Here is a 17167-nt window from a genome sequence, read left to right as displayed (position 1 = left end):
TAGTCGTAGTCTAAACATATGCTTAAAAATAAACAGGTGTTTATGAATAAAAGAGAAAAGCAGATCCTCACGATTATTCGCAAAGATCCCTTCATCCAACAACAAGCGATTGCTGAAATGTTAGGCATTACCCGTTCTAGTGTCGCTGGTTACATTATGACTTTGACTCAAAAAGGTTATATAAAAGGAAAAGGTTATCTTTTGTCTGAACATAATCATGTAGTTGTTGTTGGTTCTTGTAACATGGATGTGACTGGATATTCAGATGAAAAATTAGTTTATCAAGATTCTAATCCAGGTAAGATTCGTTGTACTCCTGGTGGTGTGGGGCGAAATATTGCTGAAAATTTGGCGCTTTTAGGACTTGATACCCATCTTATCTCAATGATTGGTGATGATTTTTATGGTGCCCAGCTTATTGAACATACCCGAAAAGCAGGAGTTAATATGGAGCATTGCCATGTAATAAAAGGCGATAGTACTTCAACTTACCTCTCTCTGCTTGATGAATCAGGAGAAATGGTGATAGCTATTAATGATATGGATATTATTAACAAGCTAACACCAAGTTTATTAAATGAATCTAAGCAATTAATTCAGCATGCTAAATTACTGGTTATCGACTGTAATTTGCAACAAGAAGCATTAACATGGCTGTTTAATAATGCTGGAGAAGTGCCTATTTTTGTTGATACTGTATCTGCATTTAAATCTCATAAGATTAAAGATTGGTTGTCATATATTCATACTTTAAAACCTAACCGATTAGAAGCTGAAATTTTAAGTGGAATAAAAATCGAAACCAATGACGATATTCCTAAAGTGGTTGACTGGTTCCATCAGCAAGGTGTGCAACGAATTGCAATTAGTGCTGGTGCTGATGGTGTTTATTATAGCGAAATCAATGGTGATCGTGGTTGGTCTGCATCCATTCCAACTGATATTGTCAGCGTTACTGGTGCTGGTGATGCCATGCTTGCAGGGCTTGTTCAAGGTTACTTGAATGAACTGAGTTTTTATCAAAGTGTGCGATTTGGTCAAGCTTGTTCGGCATTAACATTATCATCTGAATTTACTAATAATCCTAATTTATCAATTAATTGTGTTCAAAATATTTTGGAGTCCCTTTCATGAACAATGTGTCTAAATATAATCAATATCTTGATATTTCGCCCGAAGTTAAACAAGCTCTTGAAAATAATCAACCGGTTGTGGCATTAGAATCTACCATTATTTCACATGGTATGCCATATCCACAAAATGTTGAAACGGCATTAAAAGTAGAAGAAATTGTCAGAAAAAATGGTGCGATACCCGCCACTATTGCTGTCATTAATGGTCGTTTAAAAGCTGGTTTGTCAAAAGAAGAGATAACAATTCTTGGTAAAGAAGGATTAAACGTAACTAAAGTGAGTCGTCGAGATTTACCAGTAGTTGTAGCTAATAAACAAAATGGTGCAACTACCGTTGCAGCAACTATGATTATCGCTGAATTAGCCGGTATTCGTGTGTTTGCAACCGGTGGTTTAGGTGGTGTTCATCGTGGGGCAGAACATACATTTGATATTTCAGCCGATCTCCAAGAACTTGCGAATACTAGTGTTGCAGTTGTTTGTGCTGGTGCTAAATCAATTTTAGATTTAGGTTTAACTATGGAATATCTAGAAACATTTGGTGTTCCTGTGGTTGGCTATCAAACTGATAAACTACCATCATTCTTTAGTCGAACCAGCCCATTTGATGTTAGTGTCAAACTAGATAGTGCAAAACAAATAGCTGAAATGATTAAGGTAAAATGGGATTTAGGCTTAAATGGTGGCGTTGTAGTTGCTAATCCTATTCCATCAGAATATGCAATGGATGAAGAGTTAATTTCAACAGCAATTGAAAAAGCATTAAAAGAATCAGTTGAACAAGGCATTAAAGGTAAAGAAACTACCCCATTTTTATTGGCAAAAGTGGTGGAATTAACTGGTGGTGATAGTTTAGAAGCAAATATCAACCTAGTCTTTAATAATGCAAAATTAGCTTCTGAAATTGCGATGAATTATTGCAATAGTAAATAAATTTAATGCAAATAAAGATTGTATTTTGTAATCTAAACTGCTTTTAAATAATGAAACAGCATCACTATGATTACTGTTTCATTATTAGCTAATCAATTAGATAATTATACACAAGTTTTTATAATTACTCCTTGCATTAGCAAATAAATCCCGTATAATTGTCGCACTTTGTTTGCTGATTTTTCAATAAACAAATGCGTAAAAAGATATAGTCTTTATGTCAAAATATTGAATTATATCAACAATATCCCCGATTTGGGGGTTACGAAAAGAACGGATTACACTCTCCTGTCAATCGAAACAGGGCAAGAGGAGTAATCTTTTGTTATAACTTTTAAATAGTGGAGCTCTGGTCTCATGTCGAACCAAAGAATCCGTATCCGGTTAAAAGCGTTTGATCATCGTTTGATTGATCAATCAACTGCTGAAATTGTAGAAACTGCGAAGCGCACTGGCGCACAAGTTCGTGGTCCTATTCCATTACCGACACGCAAAGAGCGTTTCACAGTATTGATTTCTCCGCACGTTAATAAAGATGCGCGTGATCAATATGAGATTCGCACTCATAAACGTCTAGTTGATATTGTAGAGCCAACTGAAAAAACAGTTGATGCTTTAATGCGTCTAGATCTTGCTGCCGGTGTTGATGTGCAGATCAGTTTAGGTTAATCCTAAGCTGAATGATTGAGAGGTCGAAACAATGATTGGTTTAATCGGTCGTAAAGTAGGAATGACACGAATCTTCACCGAAGAGGGTGTTTCTATTCCTGTCACCGTAGTTGAAGTTCAAAGCAACCGCGTTACTCAAGTTAAAACACTTGAAAATGACGGTTATCAAGCTATTCAGGTTACTACCGGCAGCAAAAAAGCAAGCCGCGTAAACAAACCTGAAGCAGGTCATTTCGCTAAGGCTGGCGTTGAAGCTGGTCGTGGTCTATGGGAATTCCGTTTTGAAGAAGGCGAATATACTGTAGGTCAAAGCATTAACGTTGATATTTTCACAGACGTTAAAAAAGTTGATGTTACTGGTACATCTAAAGGTAAAGGTTTCGCTGGCGTAACTAAACGTTGGAATTTCCGCACTCAAGATGCTACTCATGGTAACTCTTTGGCACACCGTGGTCATGGCTCTATTGGTCAAAACCAAACTCCAGGTAAAGTGTTCAAAGGTCGTAAAATGGCAGGTCACTTAGGTAATGAACGTGTAACTGTTCAAAACTTAGATATTGTACGTGTTGATGCTGAACGTAACCTTTTATTAATTAAAGGTGCAGTACCAGGCGCGATCAATAGTGACGTAATTGTTAAACCGGCAATCAAGGCTTAACGTCGAGGAGATAGAGATGGAATTAGTAGTAAAAGACGCGCAAGCGCTTTCTGTTTCCGAAACTACCTTCGGACGTGAGTTTAATGAAGCGTTAGTTCACCAAGTAGTTGTTGCTTATGCATCTGCTGCTCGTCAAGGCTCTCGCGCACAAAAAACTCGTGCAGAAATCGCTGGTTCAGGCAAAAAACCATGGCGTCAAAAAGGCACAGGTCGTGCTCGTTCAGGTTCTATTAAGAGCCCAATTTGGCGTAGTGGTGGTGTAACATTTGCAGCAAAACCACAAGATCATAGCCAAAAAGTTAACCGTAAAATGTATCGTGGTGCATTAAAGAGTATTTTCTCTGAATTAGTGCGTCAAGAACGTTTAATCGTGGTTGAAACATTTACTGTTGAAGCACCTAAGACTAAATTATTAACTCAGAAATTAAATGATATGAACCTAAAAGATGTTCTAATCATTACCTCTGAAGTTGATGAAAATCTTTTCTTAGCAGCACGTAACTTATATAAAGTTGATGTGCGTGATGTGGCAGGTATTGATCCAGTTAGTTTGATTGCATTTGACAAAGTGGTTATCACTGTTGATGCCGTTAAACAAGTAGAGGAGATGTTAGCATGATTCGTGAAGAGCGTCTGCTTAAAGTCCTGCGAGCACCACATGTTTCTGAAAAAGCATCTATTTCAATGGAAAAAACAAATACATTAGTATTGAAAGTTGCTAAAGATGCTACTAAGAGAGAGATTAAAGCCGCAGTTGAACAACTATTTGAAGTCAAAGTAGATGACGTTAATACTCTTGTTGTTAAAGGCAAAGTAAAACGTCGTGGTCAACAAATCGGTCGCCGTAGCGACTGGAAAAAAGCTTACGTTACTTTAGCAGAAGGTCAAAATTTAGACCTTGCTGGCGTCGCTGAGTAATTCGGAGGAGTAAGAACAATGGCAGTTGTTAAGTGTAAACCTACATCTCCGGGTCGTCGCCACGTTGTTAAAGTGGTTAACCCAGAGTTGCATAAAGGTAAGCCTTATGCACCGTTGCTTGATACAAAAAGCAAAACTGGTGGTCGCAATAATAATGGTCGTATCACTACCCGTCATATCGGTGGTGGTCATAAACAACATTATCGTATTGTCGACTTTAAGCGTAATAAAGATGGTATTCCAGCAGTTGTTGAACGTTTGGAATATGATCCGAACCGTAGTGCAAATATTGCATTGGTTCTATATAAAGACGGTGAACGTCGTTATATTTTAGCGCCTAAAGGCTTAAAAGCAGGTGATCAGATCCAATCTGGAGTTGATGCAGCGATTAAAACAGGTAACTGTTTACCAATGCGCAATATTCCAGTAGGTTCTACCGTGCATAATATTGAAATGAAACCAGGTAAAGGCGGACAACTTGCTCGCTCAGCTGGTAGCTATGTTCAAATCGTTGCTCGTGATGGTGCTTATGTAACATTACGTCTACGTTCAGGTGAAATGCGTAAAGTATTATCTGATTGCCGTGCCACTATTGGTGAAGTGGGTAACTCAGAACATATGCTTCGCGTACTAGGTAAAGCGGGTGCAACGCGTTGGCGTGGTGTTCGTCCTACTGTTCGTGGTACAGCAATGAACCCGGTAGACCATCCACATGGTGGTGGTGAAGGTCGTAACTTTGGTAAACATCCTGTGTCTCCATGGGGTCAAAAAGCCAAAGGATTGAAAACGCGCAGCAACAAACGTACTGATAAGTATATTGTTCGCCGTCGCAATAAGAAATAATTAATATAGAGGATTAGCTATGCCACGTTCTCTCAAGAAGGGTCCTTTTATTGACCTACACTTGCTGAAGAAGGTAGAGAAAGCGGTGGAAAGCGGGGACAAGAAACCAATTCGTACTTGGTCCCGTCGTTCAACGATCTTTCCTAACATGATCGGATTGACCATCGCTGTCCATAATGGTCGTCAGCACGTTCCAGTTTATGTTTCCGACGAAATGGTTGGTCATAAATTGGGTGAATTCGCGCCGACTCGTACTTATCGCGGCCACGCTGCGGATAAGAAAGCTAAGAAGAAATAAGTAGGAGAAAGAGATGGAAACAATTGCAAAGTACCGCCACGCTCGTTCTTCTGCACAAAAAGTTCGCTTAGTTGCAGATCTTGTTCGCGGTAAAAAAGTGTCTCAGGCACTTGATATTTTAACGTACACCAATAAAAAAGCGGCTGTACTTGTTAAAAAAGTATTAGAGTCTGCTATTGCTAATGCAGAGCATAACGATGGTGCTGATATTGATGATCTGAAAGTTGCGAAAATTTTCGTAGACGAAGGCCCAACCATGAAGCGTATTATGCCTCGTGCGAAAGGTCGTGCAGATCGAATTTTGAAGCGTACGAGTCACATCACCGTGATCGTCTCAGATCGCTAGGCTGGAGAATAGCAATGGGTCAAAAAGTAAATCCAAATGGTATCCGACTAGGCATTGTCAAGCCTTGGACATCTACATGGTATTCGGGTACAAAGACATTCGCTGATAATTTAGAAAGTGATTTTAGAGTGCGTGAATTCTTAAATAAAGAATTAGCACAAGCATCAATCTCTAAAATTGTTATCGATCGTTCAGCAGAAACTAACGTTCGCATTACTATTCACACTGCTCGTCCAGGTATTGTGATTGGTAAAAAAGGTGAGGACGTTGAAAAATTACGTAATGCCGTAGCTTCTATTGTCAATAAATACAAAGACAAAAAAGAGAAACGTGATGTTGCAGTACAAATTAATATTGCTGAAGTTCGTAAACCAGAACTAGATGCTAAATTAGTTGCTGACAGTATTACCTCTCAGTTAGAACGCCGTGTTATGTTCCGTCGTGCAATGAAACGTGCGGTACAAAATGCAATGAAGGCGGGTGCTAAAGGTATCAAAGTTGAAGTAAGTGGTCGTTTAGGCGGCGCTGAAATTGCTCGTAGTGAGTGGTATCGTGAAGGTCGCGTACCATTACATACATTAAGAGCGGACATCGACTATGGTTTATCAGAAGCATTGACAACCTATGGTATTATTGGTGTTAAAGTGTGGATCTTCAAAGGTGAGATCCTTGGTGGTATGGCTGCCGTTGAACAAGCAGAAAAACAACCTGCTGCTCAACCGAAAAAGCAGCGCAAAGGCCGAAAACAATAAGGAGCGTCGCTGATGTTACAACCAAAGCGTACAAAATTCCGTAAAGTGCACAAGGGCCGCAATCGTGGTCTTGCTGTGAGTACTGATGTAAGTTTCGGTACATTCGGTCTTAAGGCTGTGGGTCGTGGTCGTTTGACTGCGCGCCAGATCGAAGCAGCACGTCGTGCAATGACTCGTGCAGTTAAGCGTCAAGGTAAAATCTGGATTCGAGTTTTCCCTGATAAACCAATTACTGAAAAACCACTTGAAGTGCGTATGGGTAAAGGTAAGGGTAACGTTGAATACTGGGTTGCTCAGATTCAACCAGGTAAAGTCCTTTATGAAATGGACGGTGTACCGGAAGAAGTTGCTCGTGAAGCATTTGCGTTGGCAGCTGCAAAACTGCCAATTAAAACCACCTTTGTGATTAAGACGGTGATGTAAATGAAAGCAAAAGAGCTACGCGAAAAAAGCGTTGAAGAGTTAAATACTGAACTTCTTAATTTATTACGTGAGCAATTTAACTTACGTATGCAATTAGCTGGAGGTCAGTTAACACAAACTCATATGTTAAAACAAGTGCGTCGTAATATTGCACGAGTTAAAACGTTATTAACTGAGAAGGCGGGTGCGTAATATGACTACTGAAGTAAAAATTCGTACTCAGCAAGGTCGTGTTATTAGCGACAAAATGGATAAATCTATTACTGTAGCTATTGAACGTAAAGTGAAGCATCCGTTATATGGTAAGTTCATTAAACGTACGACTAAATTGCATGTACATGATGAAAACAACGAGTGTGGTATTGGTGATACTGTAGAAATTAAAGAGTGTCGTCCATTATCAAAAACCAAATCTTGGACTCTTGTTCGAATCGTTGAAAAAGCAGTTAGCTAATCTTTTTGATTAAAAACTGTACATAATATAATAAACGGCTCACCAGCCGTTTATTTTATGCTATCCATTTCATTTGAGTGGTGTTATACTATGCGCCCTCACGTAAGTGGGTTTTTGGTTGTCTATTCTTATCCATGGTAGTTGAGGTGGATGAAGGTAGATTAGACAATAATTAATTTATACGGAGCATTAAAATGATCCAAGAACAGACTAGGCTCGATGTTGCTGATAACTCTGGCGCACGTAGCGTAATGTGTATCAAGGTTCTCGGTGGATCGCATCGTCGTTATGCAGCGGTAGGTGATATCATCAAAGTTACCATTAAAGAAGCTATTCCTCGTGGTAAAGTTAAAAAAGGTGATGTACTTAAAGCTGTGGTGGTGCGCACTCGAAAAGGTGTTCGTCGTCCTGATGGATCTGTCATTCGTTTCGATCGCAATGCTTGTGTTATTTTAAATAATAACAGTGAGCAACCGATTGGTACGCGTATTTTTGGACCGGTCACTCGTGAACTTCGTTCTGAGAAGTTTATGAAGATCATTTCATTAGCACCAGAAGTACTGTAAGGAGCGGGTAATGGCAGCTAAAATCCGTCGAGAAGATGAAGTTATCGTGTTAGCCGGTAAAGATAAAGGTAAACGCGGTAAAGTAAAAAGTGTTTTGTCTACTGGTAAAGTGATTGTTGAAGGTATCAATTTGGTGAAAAAACACCAAAAACCAGTACCTGCATTAAATCAAGAAGGTGGAATTGTTGAGAAGGAAGCGCCAATTAACGTTTCTAACGTAGCAATTTTTAACCTTGATACAGGCAAAGCAGATCGCGTAGGCTTTCGTTTTGAAGACGGTAAAAAAGTCCGTTTTTATAAGTCTACTAATAAATTAATCAATTAAGTAATTTGGAGTGTACGATGGCGAAACTGCATGATTACTACAAAGCACAGGTAGTAAATAAACTGCAAGAACAGTTTGGCTACAAATCTGTCATGCAAGTCCCTCGGATCGAAAAGATCACCTTGAATATGGGTGTGGGTGAAGCAATTACTGATAAGAAATTATTAGATAATGCTGTTGCAGATTTAGCAGCAATCAGTGGTCAAAAACCACTAGTCACTAAAGCACGCAAATCAGTTGCTGGTTTTAAAATCCGTCAAGGGTATCCTATTGGTTGTAAAGTCACTTTACGTGGCGAACGTATGTGGGAATTTTTTGAACGTCTAGTTTATATTGCTCTTCCTCGTACTCGAGATTTTCGTGGTTTAAGCGCAAAATCTTTCGATGGTCGTGGTAACTATAGCATGGGTGTTCGTGAACAAATCGTTTTCCCTGAAATCGATTATGATAAAGTTGATCGTGTTCGTGGTTTAGATATCACTATCACAACAACTGCACAATCTGATGAAGAAGGCCGAGCTTTATTATCTGCCTTTAACTTCCCATTTCGTAAGTAAGGTAGGGCATAATGGCTAAACAATCAATGATTGAACGCGATAAGAAACGCGTAAAGCTAGCAGAAAAATATTTTGCAAAGCGTCAAGAATTAAAAGCGATTATCTCTGATCTTAATGCATCAGATGAAGATCGTTGGAATGCAGTGCTTAAATTGCAAACGCTTCCTCGTGATTCTAGTCCATCACGTCAACGTCGTCGTTGTCGTCAAACCGGTCGTCCTCATGGCGTCCTTCGTAAGTTTGGTTTAAGCCGTATTAAGGTTCGTGAATCAGCCATGCGTGGTGAGATTCCTGGTCTTAAAAAGGCAAGTTGGTAATCAGGGGAGTGTTATAGATGAGCATGCAAGATCCTATAGCAGATATGTTGACCCGCATTCGTAACGGTCAAGCTGCGAATAAAGTTGCAGTCACCATGCCTTCCTCTAAGCTAAAAGTGGCAATTGCCAATGTGCTAAAAGAAGAAGGTTATATCGGGGACTATAAAGTAGTTGGTGACACTAAACCAGAATTGGAAATCACTTTAAAATATTTCCAAGGTAAGGCTGTAGTAGAAAGTATTAAACGTGTTAGCCGTCCAGGTTTACGTATTTATAAACGTAAAGATGAATTACCAAAAGTAATGGCTGGATTAGGTATTGCAGTTGTTTCTACTTCTAAAGGTGTTATGACTGATCGTGCAGCACGCCAAGCAGGTCTTGGTGGTGAAATTATCTGCTACGTAGCGTAAGGGAGAAAAAAATGTCTCGTGTTGCAAAAGCACCTGTCGTTGTTCCTGCGGGCGTAGAGGTAAAACTCAATGGTCAGGTAATTACGATTAAAGGTAAAAATGGCGAGTTATCTCGTGAAATAAATAAAGCTGTTGTTATTAATCAAGAAGAAGGCCAAATTACATTTGCGCCTCGTGACGGTTTTGCTGACGCTTGGGCTCAAGCAGGTACTGCTCGCGCATTGATTAATGCAATGGTTATTGGTGTTACTGAAGGTTTTACTAAAAAACTTCAGCTAGTTGGTGTCGGTTATCGTGCACAAGTTAAAGGTAATACAATTGGTTTATCTCTTGGTTATTCACATCCAATTGATCATGAATTACCTGCAGGTGTAACAGCTGAATGTCCTTCTCAAACTGAAATCGTTCTGAAAAGTGCTGATAAACAGTTAATTGGACAAGTAGCTGCTGATATCCGTGCTTATCGTCGTCCTGAACCTTATAAAGGTAAAGGTGTTCGTTACGCAGATGAAGTTGTGCGTACTAAAGAAGCTAAGAAAAAGTAAGGTAACACTATGGATAAGAAATCAGCTCGTATCCGTCGTGCAACTAAAGCGCGTCGTAAGATGCAAGAACTACTTGCTACTCGCTTGGTAGTTCACCGTACTCCGCGTCATATTTATGCGCAGATTATCGCACCAAACGGATCAGAAGTACTGGCAGCGGCTTCAACATTAGAAAAAGCTATCAGTGAAAGTTTAAAATACACTGGAAACAAAGATGCAGCAGCAGCAGTTGGTAAAGCAATTGCAGAACGCGCATTAGCGAAAGATATCAAAGAAGTTTCTTTTGATCGTTCAGGTTTCCAATATCATGGTCGAGTTCAGGCGCTAGCAGATGCTGCTCGCGAAGCTGGCCTACAGTTCTAAGGTAGGAGTTAAAGATGTCAAACATCGAAAAACAAGCTGGTGAACTGCAGGAAAAACTAATCGCAGTTAACCGAGTTTCTAAAACCGTAAAAGGTGGTCGTATTTTTAGTTTTTCTGCACTAACAGTGGTTGGTGACGGTAATGGCCGCGTTGGTTTTGGATATGGTAAAGCACGTGAAGTGCCAGCAGCAATCCAAAAAGCAATGGAAAAAGCACGTCGTAATATGATTAACGTTGCGTTAAATAACGATACTTTACAGCATCCAGTTAAAGGTGCTCACACAGGTTCTCGTGTTTACATGCAACCAGCATCAGAAGGTACTGGTATCATCGCCGGTGGTGCAATGCGTGCTGTATTAGAAGTTGCTGGTGTTCGTAACGTTCTAGCTAAAGCATATGGTTCTACTAACCCAATTAACGTGGTTCGTGCGACTATTGATGGCTTAGAAAATATGAAATCTCCAGAAATGGTTGCTGCTAAGCGTGGTAAAACCGTCGAAGAAATTTTGGGGTAATTAGCCATGGCAAAGACAATTAAAATTACACAAACTCGTAGTTCTATTGGCCGTCTACCGAAGCATAAAGCAACGTTAGTTGGTTTAGGATTACGTCGTATTGGTCATACTGTTGAACGTGAAGATACACCTGCAATCCGCGGTATGGTAAACCAAGTTTATTACATGGTTAAAGTTGAGGAGTAATAGTAATGCGTTTAAATACTTTATCTCCTGCTGAAGGTTCAAAGCATGCATCTAAGCGCGTGGGCCGAGGAATCGGTTCAGGACTAGGTAAAACAGGTACTCGTGGTGTTAAAGGTCAAAAATCACGTTCAGGTGGCGGCGTTCGTCGTGGCTTCGAAGGCGGTCAAATGCCTTTATATCGTCGTTTACCAAAATTTGGTTTTACCTCACGTAAAGCTATGGTAACAGCACAAGTTCGTCTTTCTGATTTAATGAAAGTTGAAGGTGATATTGTTGACCTAAATAGCTTGAAAGTTGCTAATGTGATTAATTCACAAATCGAATATGCAAAAATTATGTTATCTGGAGAAGTGACTAAACCAGTAACAGTTCGTGGTATTCGAGTAACTAAAGGTGCTAAAGCTGCAATTGAAGCTGCTGGCGGAAAAATTGAGGAATAATTAGAAAGATGGCAAAGCAACCAGGATTAGATTTTCAAAGCACACGAGGCGGTAGTGGTGAGCTTAAAAGACGTTTATTATTTGTGCTTTTAGCGCTTATTGTTTTCCGTCTTGGTTCTTACGTTCCGGTTCCTGGTATTGATACTAAAGCGTTATCGGACTTACTACAATCATCATCTAATGGTATTGTTGGTATGTTCAATATGTTCTCTGGTGGTGCTTTAAGCCGTGCTTCAATTTTTGCTTTAGGGATAATGCCTTATATTTCTTCATCTATTATTGTGCAGTTATTAACGGCAATTAACCCTAAACTAGCAGAATTGAAGAAAGAAGGTGAATCAGGTCGTAAAAAAATCAGTCAGTACACCCGTTATGGCACATTAGCTTTAGCGATTGTACAAGCGGTTGGTATTGCGACTGGTTTACCGAATATTCCTGGTTACAGTCATGTTGTGATTAACCCAGGATTTTCTTTCTATTTTATTGCATCGATTAGCTTAGTTACTGGCACTATGTTTCTTATGTGGTTGGGTGAGCAAATCACGGAACGCGGTGTAGGTAATGGTATTTCTATCATTATCTTTGCTGGTATTGTGGCAAGTCTTCCTCATGCAATATATGAAACAATTGAACAAGCTCGTTCTGGTTCATTGCATCCGATTTTATTATTAGTCGTTGCAGCATTAGTGGTTGGTGTGACTTACTTTGTTGTTTTTGTTGAACGTGGTCAACGACGTATCGTTGTTAATTATGCACAAAGACAGCAAGGCCGTCGTGTGTATGCCGCACAAAGTACACATTTACCATTGAAGATTAATATGGCAGGTGTTATTCCTGCAATATTTGCTTCAACAATTATTATGTTACCATCAATGATGGCTTCTTGGTTCCAAGGAAATGGTGAAGGATGGAGATATATCTTTGTTCTTATTGGACAATATTTTTCTCATGATCAACCGTTATACATAATCTTTTTTGCAGCAGCGATTATTTTCTTCTGTTTCTTCTACACAGCATTGGTTTTCAATCCTAGAGAAACAGCAGATCAGTTAAAGAAATCTGGTGCATTTATTCCAGGTATCCGTCCAGGTGAACAAACATCGAAGTATATTGACAAAGTAATGACTCGTTTAACGCTAATTGGCGCTATTTACATTACTCTTGTATGTTTGGTACCAATGTTTATGACAAGTGCAATGAAAGTTCCAGTTCAATTTGGTGGAACATCATTATTAATTGTAGTTGTTGTAATCATGGATTTTATGGCACAAGTACAGACTTTAATGATGCCAAATCGTTATGAGTCAGTGTTAAAGAAAGCGAATCTTAAAGGCTACGGCCGATAAGTTAGCCAGAAGTTACGGAGAAAAAAATGAAAGTTCGTGCTTCAGTCAAGAAATTATGCAGAAATTGTAAAATCATCAAACGCAATGGCATCGTTCGTGTTATTTGCATTGAAGGTAAACATAAACAACGTCAAGGTTAATATTATTTAACTGTAAAGTTGAACTTTTGCATATTTTACTTGCCAAAGTATAGTAAAGCTGGCTAGAATAGCCAGCCTAAAAAATTTTTTTGTAGATCCATCGTTTGAGTATCCTGAAAACGGGCTTTTCAGTATGGTGGATCTGCTGAACATTAACAATAAAGGAGTGCATAGTGGCCCGTATAGCAGGCATTAACATTCCTGATCAACAACATACTGTGATTGCGTTACAAGCAATTTATGGTATCGGTAGTACTCGTGCAAAGACAATTTGTGCTGAAGCGGGTATTCCTGAAAATGTTAAGATCAGAGAACTATCTGAAGATCAGATTGAACAGTTACGCGAACAAGTCGCTAAATTCACTGTTGAAGGTGATTTACGTCGTGAAGTAACTATGAGTATCAAGCGTTTATTAGACCTTGGTTGTTATCGTGGTGTGCGTCATCGTCGTGGACTTCCTGTCCGTGGTCAACGCACTAAGACTAACGCTCGTACCCGTAAGGGACCGCGTAAGCCAATCAAGAAATAATTGAGGTGATAATAAATGGCAAAGACACCTGTTCGTACACGTAAACGTGTTAAAAAGCAAGTTTCTGATGGTATAGCTCATATTCATGCATCATTTAACAATACAATCGTAACAATTACCGATCGTCAAGGTAATGCGTTGGGTTGGGCAACCGCTGGTGGTTCTGGTTTCCGCGGCTCTCGTAAGTCAACACCTTTTGCCGCTCAAGTAGCAGCAGAACGTTGTGCCGAAGCTGTAAAAGACTACGGAATTAAGAATCTGGAAGTTATGGTTAAAGGACCTGGTCCTGGTCGTGAGTCAACAATTCGTGCATTAAATGCAGCGGGTTATCGCATCACTAATATTACTGATGTTACTCCGATTCCTCATAACGGTTGTCGTCCACCAAAGAAACGTCGTGTTTAATTTTTTATTAAACATTGAATGTTTATAGGATTATTGGAGAAAAAAAATGGCAAGATATTTGGGACCAAAGCTCAAATTAAGTCGTCGTGAAGGTACCGATTTATTTCTTAAGTCTGGCGTCCGAGCGGTTGACAGTAAATGTAAGTTAGAACAAGCTCCTGGACAACATGGTGCGCGTAAACCGCGTTTATCAGATTATGGTGTTCAGTTACGCGAAAAACAAAAAGTTAGACGTATTTATGGAATTCTAGAGCGTCAATTCCGTAATTACTACAAAAATGCAGCACGTATTAAAGGTAATACAGGTGAAAACCTACTTGCTCTTTTAGAACGTCGCTTAGATAACGTTGTTTATCGTATGGGATTTGGTGCAACTCGCGCTGAAGCTCGTCAATTAGTTAGTCATAAAGCTGTTCTTGTTAATGGTCACGTTGTGAACATCGCATCTTATCAAGTTTCACCTGAAGATGTTATCAGTGTTCGCGAAAAATCAAAAAAACAAGCACGTATTAAAGCCGCTTTAGAGTTAGCTGAACAACGTGAAAAACCAACATGGTTAGAAGTTGATGCTAGCAAAATGGAAGGTGTGTTCAAACGCTTACCAGAACGTTCAGATTTATCTGCTGACATCAACGAACATTTGATCGTCGAACTTTACTCTAAGTAAAGTTTAGCACTTAAGAGAGGACATAATGCAGGGTTCTGTAACAGAGTTTTTAAAACCTCACCTAGTTGACGTTGTTCAATACAGCCCAACTCATGCGAAAGTGACTTTAGAGCCACTTGAGCGTGGTTTTGGACATACTTTAGGTAATGCACTACGCCGCATTTTATTATCATCTATGCCGGGATATGCAGTGACCGAAGTTGAAATTGACGGTGTTCTGCATGAGTATAGTACTAAAGAAGGCGTTCAAGAAGATGTGCTTGATATTCTGCTTAATTTGAAAAAATTAGCGGTTCGTGTGCATACCAAAGATGATGTTATGCTGACTTTAAATAAATCAGGCGTTGGTGCTGTGACTGCATCAGATATCACTCATGATGGTGATGTTGAAATTGTTAATCCTGATTTAGTAATTTGTCATCTTACTGATGCCAATGCTTCAATTAGTATGCGTATTCGTGTACAACGAGGACGTGGTTATGTCCCTGCTTCTGCTCGAGTTAAGTCAGAAGATGAAGAGCGACCTATCGGTCGTCTATTAGTTGATGCATGTTATAGTCCAGTTGAGCGTATCGCCTATTCTGTCGATGCCGCTCGTGTGGAACAACGTACCGACTTAGATAAACTTGTTATCGATATGGAAACTAATGGTACTATCGATCCAGAAGAATCTATTCGTCGTGCATCTACTATTTTGGCTGAACAACTTGAAGCTTTTGTTGATTTACGTGATGTACGTCAACCAGAAGTCAAAGAAGATAAACCGGAATTTGATCCAATTCTTTTACGTCCAGTAGATGACTTGGAATTAACTGTTCGGTCTGCTAATTGCTTAAAAGCAGAAGCAGTTCATTATATTGGTGATTTAGTGCAACGTACCGAAGTTGAGTTACTTAAAACCCCTAATCTTGGTAAAAAATCTCTTACCGAAATTAAGGATGTGCTCGCATCTCGTGGTTTATCTTTAGGCATGCGTCTTGAGAATTGGCCACCAGCAAGTATTGTTGAAGACTAAGATAAAATTTATATAAGAAGGATAAAGTTATGCGCCATCGTAAAAGTGGTCGTCAACTGAACCGAAATAGCAGCCATCGTCAAGCGATGTTTCGTAATATGACAAGTTCATTAGTTGAACATGAAATTATCAAAACAACATTGCCTAAAGCAAAAGAGTTGCGTCGTGTCGTTGAGCCGTTAATTACGTTAGCTAAAAGCGATAGCGTAGCTAATCGCCGTCTGGCTTTCGCTCGTATCCGTGATAAAGATACAGTAAAAAAATTATTTTCAGATTTAGGTCCACGTTTTGCTACCCGTCCAGGTGGTTATGTTCGCATTTTAAAATGTGGTTTCCGTGATGGAGATAATGCTCCAATGGCTTATATTGAATTAGTTGATCGCCCTGCAGTAGAAGCAGAAGCAGCAGCTGAATAAATAATTAAAGCTTAAACTAAAACCGGCTAAATGGCCGGTTTTTTATTATCTAGATATTACCAATTTGAGTATTTTTATTTAATTATCACATATAAGTCTTTTTTTATATCATTTTTAAAACTTAATATAAGTTATTATTGATATTTACCCAGTTAAATTATAGTTTTAATATTAACAAACTAGTTTTAAGTAAAGTAATAGTAAGATCATTGATGTTAAACAAAAGGTGAATGGATTTTAGTACTAGTTACTATTTTAGCCACAGTTGGTTGGGTTTCTTCAAAAGAAGCAATTTTAGAAATGCCTCTTTTAGCTTTTATGGGATTGAGATTTCTCTCTTCCTTTATTATTTTATTTGTAGTCTGTTTAAGTATTAAACAAAGAATCAATCTTACACATTTACCTAAAGCAATAATAACAGGCTGTTTGCAATCAACTAATGTTATTTTATGGATATTAGCAGTATTGGTGGACAATTAGGTGAAGGCTCTTTTATTATGAGTTTATCGGTATTAATGGCACTAATTGTTAGTTGGTTATTTTTAGAGAAAGGCTATTAGCTATATTTTGGCTCTCATTATCGATTGCTATTGTAGGTCTTGCCTTTTTGTCTTTAATAGTCAATTAGTCCATAAAATAGCAATTTTGCCATTAATTTGTTTACAAATGCTTTGTACTGGCACGACAAGCCTAATTATATCTCTATTTACTGAAAGTTGGCCATCAAGCATCAGTTTAATCACTTTAATTTGGCTTATCGTTAGTATTGTTATTGCTACAATTTTACGATTTGCTTTGCAATTTGTTGGACAGAAATACGTCCCTGTATGCAATGCAGCAATAATCATGATTTTAGAGCTTGTATTTACAACTTTGGTTATGCCATGGACAAAATGGGTTGGTTGCTTCTTGATTTTAATTTCTCTGCTTTCTTATCGAGGGTATAATTTTATTGGTAAAAAGTAGATTTTAGAGTCCCTCGAATTATTAAACTCGT

Annotated in this window: 31 protein-coding genes; all 31 read left to right on the top strand. The window is 38.9% G+C overall.

All coding sequences use genetic code 11. The annotated features are described in order from the left end of the window. The first annotated feature begins 42 nt into the window (after positions 1 to 42). Positions 43 to 1134, top strand: coding sequence for a PfkB family carbohydrate kinase (locus AC5LWZ_RS00485; protein WP_493463801.1), 1092 nt, complete (start codon positions 43 to 45; stop codon positions 1132 to 1134). Next, positions 1131 to 2066: a pseudouridine-5'-phosphate glycosidase gene (locus AC5LWZ_RS00480; protein ID WP_086359420.1), complete on the top strand. Its 936-nt coding sequence runs from the start codon at positions 1131 to 1133 to the stop codon at positions 2064 to 2066. Before AC5LWZ_RS00485 ends, AC5LWZ_RS00480 begins: the two co-directional genes overlap by 4 nt. 357 nt (positions 2067 to 2423) lie before the next feature. Beyond that, entirely contained in the window at positions 2424 to 2735 is a 312-nt protein-coding gene (rpsJ, locus tag AC5LWZ_RS00475; RefSeq protein WP_006120582.1) for a 30S ribosomal protein S10, read from the top strand. Positions 2736 to 2766: 31 nt separating this feature from the next. Next, entirely contained in the window at positions 2767 to 3393 is a 627-nt protein-coding gene (rplC, locus tag AC5LWZ_RS00470; protein ID WP_034902384.1) for a 50S ribosomal protein L3, read from the top strand. Between the two features lie 16 nt (positions 3394 to 3409). Continuing rightward, positions 3410 to 4012: a 50S ribosomal protein L4 gene (rplD, locus tag AC5LWZ_RS00465; protein ID WP_034902381.1), complete on the top strand. Its 603-nt coding sequence runs from the start codon at positions 3410 to 3412 to the stop codon at positions 4010 to 4012. Continuing rightward, complete coding sequence (rplW, locus tag AC5LWZ_RS00460) at positions 4009 to 4311, top strand: 50S ribosomal protein L23 (protein ID WP_034885052.1); 303 nt, start codon at positions 4009 to 4011, stop codon at positions 4309 to 4311. Before rplD ends, rplW begins: the two co-directional genes overlap by 4 nt. An 18-nt stretch (positions 4312 to 4329) precedes the next feature. Next, the gene (gene rplB / locus AC5LWZ_RS00455) at positions 4330 to 5154 is read left to right on the top strand and encodes a 50S ribosomal protein L2 (RefSeq protein ID WP_034902376.1); all 825 of its coding nucleotides are present in this window, start codon (positions 4330 to 4332) and stop codon (positions 5152 to 5154) included. A 19-nt stretch (positions 5155 to 5173) separates the two neighbouring features. Further along, on the top strand, positions 5174 to 5452 hold the full coding sequence (gene rpsS, locus AC5LWZ_RS00450; RefSeq protein WP_024496505.1) for a 30S ribosomal protein S19: 279 nt from the start codon (positions 5174 to 5176) through the stop codon (positions 5450 to 5452). 13 nt (positions 5453 to 5465) lie between these two features. After that, positions 5466 to 5798, top strand: a complete 333-nt coding sequence (gene rplV / locus AC5LWZ_RS00445) for a 50S ribosomal protein L22 (protein ID WP_034884235.1) — start codon at positions 5466 to 5468, stop codon at positions 5796 to 5798. A 14-nt stretch (positions 5799 to 5812) separates the two neighbouring features. Further along, a complete protein-coding gene (gene rpsC / locus AC5LWZ_RS00440; RefSeq protein WP_034884234.1) occupies positions 5813 to 6550 on the top strand; it encodes a 30S ribosomal protein S3 in 738 nt (245 codons plus the stop codon). 12 nt (positions 6551 to 6562) lie between these two features. Further along, positions 6563 to 6973 carry a 50S ribosomal protein L16 gene (gene rplP / locus AC5LWZ_RS00435; protein WP_025314389.1) on the top strand — a complete coding sequence of 137 codons (411 nt, stop codon included), beginning with the start codon at positions 6563 to 6565 and terminating at the stop codon, positions 6971 to 6973. Continuing rightward, a complete protein-coding gene (gene rpmC, locus AC5LWZ_RS00430; RefSeq protein WP_034902373.1) occupies positions 6974 to 7165 on the top strand; it encodes a 50S ribosomal protein L29 in 192 nt (63 codons plus the stop codon). Position 7166: 1 nt separating this feature from the next. Further along, positions 7167 to 7427, top strand: a complete 261-nt coding sequence (rpsQ, locus tag AC5LWZ_RS00425; protein WP_025314391.1) for a 30S ribosomal protein S17 — start codon at positions 7167 to 7169, stop codon at positions 7425 to 7427. A 194-nt stretch (positions 7428 to 7621) separates the two neighbouring features. After that, positions 7622 to 7993 (top strand): 50S ribosomal protein L14, encoded by a 372-nt coding sequence (rplN, locus tag AC5LWZ_RS00420; protein WP_025314392.1) that lies wholly within the window; start codon positions 7622 to 7624, stop codon positions 7991 to 7993. Between the two features lie 10 nt (positions 7994 to 8003). Further along, positions 8004 to 8318, top strand: coding sequence for a 50S ribosomal protein L24 (gene rplX, locus AC5LWZ_RS00415; protein WP_065651344.1), 315 nt, complete (start codon positions 8004 to 8006; stop codon positions 8316 to 8318). Positions 8319 to 8335: 17 nt separating this feature from the next. Next, positions 8336 to 8875: a 50S ribosomal protein L5 gene (rplE, locus tag AC5LWZ_RS00410; protein WP_025314394.1), complete on the top strand. Its 540-nt coding sequence runs from the start codon at positions 8336 to 8338 to the stop codon at positions 8873 to 8875. Between the two features lie 11 nt (positions 8876 to 8886). Further along, on the top strand, positions 8887 to 9192 hold the full coding sequence (gene rpsN, locus AC5LWZ_RS00405; protein ID WP_025314395.1) for a 30S ribosomal protein S14: 306 nt from the start codon (positions 8887 to 8889) through the stop codon (positions 9190 to 9192). A gap of 17 nt (positions 9193 to 9209) precedes the next feature. Continuing rightward, positions 9210 to 9602: a 30S ribosomal protein S8 gene (rpsH, locus tag AC5LWZ_RS00400; RefSeq protein WP_034902370.1), complete on the top strand. Its 393-nt coding sequence runs from the start codon at positions 9210 to 9212 to the stop codon at positions 9600 to 9602. A gap of 11 nt (positions 9603 to 9613) precedes the next feature. Continuing rightward, the gene (gene rplF / locus AC5LWZ_RS00395) at positions 9614 to 10147 is read left to right on the top strand and encodes a 50S ribosomal protein L6 (protein ID WP_110446965.1); all 534 of its coding nucleotides are present in this window, start codon (positions 9614 to 9616) and stop codon (positions 10145 to 10147) included. A 9-nt stretch (positions 10148 to 10156) separates the two neighbouring features. After that, positions 10157 to 10510, top strand: coding sequence for a 50S ribosomal protein L18 (rplR, locus tag AC5LWZ_RS00390; protein ID WP_034902364.1), 354 nt, complete (start codon positions 10157 to 10159; stop codon positions 10508 to 10510). A gap of 14 nt (positions 10511 to 10524) precedes the next feature. Continuing rightward, entirely contained in the window at positions 10525 to 11025 is a 501-nt protein-coding gene (gene rpsE, locus AC5LWZ_RS00385; protein WP_025314399.1) for a 30S ribosomal protein S5, read from the top strand. Between the two features lie 6 nt (positions 11026 to 11031). Then, on the top strand, positions 11032 to 11211 hold the full coding sequence (gene rpmD, locus AC5LWZ_RS00380; protein WP_025314400.1) for a 50S ribosomal protein L30: 180 nt from the start codon (positions 11032 to 11034) through the stop codon (positions 11209 to 11211). A 5-nt stretch (positions 11212 to 11216) separates the two neighbouring features. Beyond that, positions 11217 to 11651 carry a 50S ribosomal protein L15 gene (rplO, locus tag AC5LWZ_RS00375; protein ID WP_110446966.1) on the top strand — a complete coding sequence of 145 codons (435 nt, stop codon included), beginning with the start codon at positions 11217 to 11219 and terminating at the stop codon, positions 11649 to 11651. Between the two features lie 8 nt (positions 11652 to 11659). Beyond that, complete coding sequence (gene secY, locus AC5LWZ_RS00370; protein WP_198201678.1) at positions 11660 to 12997, top strand: preprotein translocase subunit SecY; 1338 nt, start codon at positions 11660 to 11662, stop codon at positions 12995 to 12997. A gap of 26 nt (positions 12998 to 13023) precedes the next feature. Further along, positions 13024 to 13137, top strand: a complete 114-nt coding sequence (rpmJ, locus tag AC5LWZ_RS00365) for a 50S ribosomal protein L36 (RefSeq protein WP_034884218.1) — start codon at positions 13024 to 13026, stop codon at positions 13135 to 13137. Between the two features lie 173 nt (positions 13138 to 13310). Further along, positions 13311 to 13667: a 30S ribosomal protein S13 gene (gene rpsM / locus AC5LWZ_RS00360; protein WP_110446968.1), complete on the top strand. Its 357-nt coding sequence runs from the start codon at positions 13311 to 13313 to the stop codon at positions 13665 to 13667. A gap of 15 nt (positions 13668 to 13682) precedes the next feature. Further along, the gene (gene rpsK, locus AC5LWZ_RS00355) at positions 13683 to 14072 is read left to right on the top strand and encodes a 30S ribosomal protein S11 (protein ID WP_025314405.1); all 390 of its coding nucleotides are present in this window, start codon (positions 13683 to 13685) and stop codon (positions 14070 to 14072) included. Between the two features lie 46 nt (positions 14073 to 14118). Further along, a complete protein-coding gene (gene rpsD, locus AC5LWZ_RS00350) occupies positions 14119 to 14739 on the top strand; it encodes a 30S ribosomal protein S4 (protein ID WP_065577881.1) in 621 nt (206 codons plus the stop codon). Positions 14740 to 14764: 25 nt separating this feature from the next. Continuing rightward, positions 14765 to 15754 (top strand): DNA-directed RNA polymerase subunit alpha, encoded by a 990-nt coding sequence (locus AC5LWZ_RS00345; RefSeq protein ID WP_034902352.1) that lies wholly within the window; start codon positions 14765 to 14767, stop codon positions 15752 to 15754. A gap of 29 nt (positions 15755 to 15783) precedes the next feature. Next, on the top strand, positions 15784 to 16170 hold the full coding sequence (gene rplQ / locus AC5LWZ_RS00340) for a 50S ribosomal protein L17 (RefSeq protein ID WP_034884211.1): 387 nt from the start codon (positions 15784 to 15786) through the stop codon (positions 16168 to 16170). A 567-nt stretch (positions 16171 to 16737) separates the two neighbouring features. After that, positions 16738 to 17136 (top strand): EamA family transporter, encoded by a 399-nt coding sequence (locus tag AC5LWZ_RS00335; RefSeq protein WP_493463800.1) that lies wholly within the window; start codon positions 16738 to 16740, stop codon positions 17134 to 17136. Positions 17137 to 17167: the final 31 nt, after the last annotated feature.

The sequence above is a fragment of the Gilliamella sp. LMG 34362 genome (genome assembly GCF_984569125.1).
The sequence above is the reverse complement of the archived record's forward strand: the minus strand, read 5'-3'. Positions and strand labels throughout refer to the sequence as shown.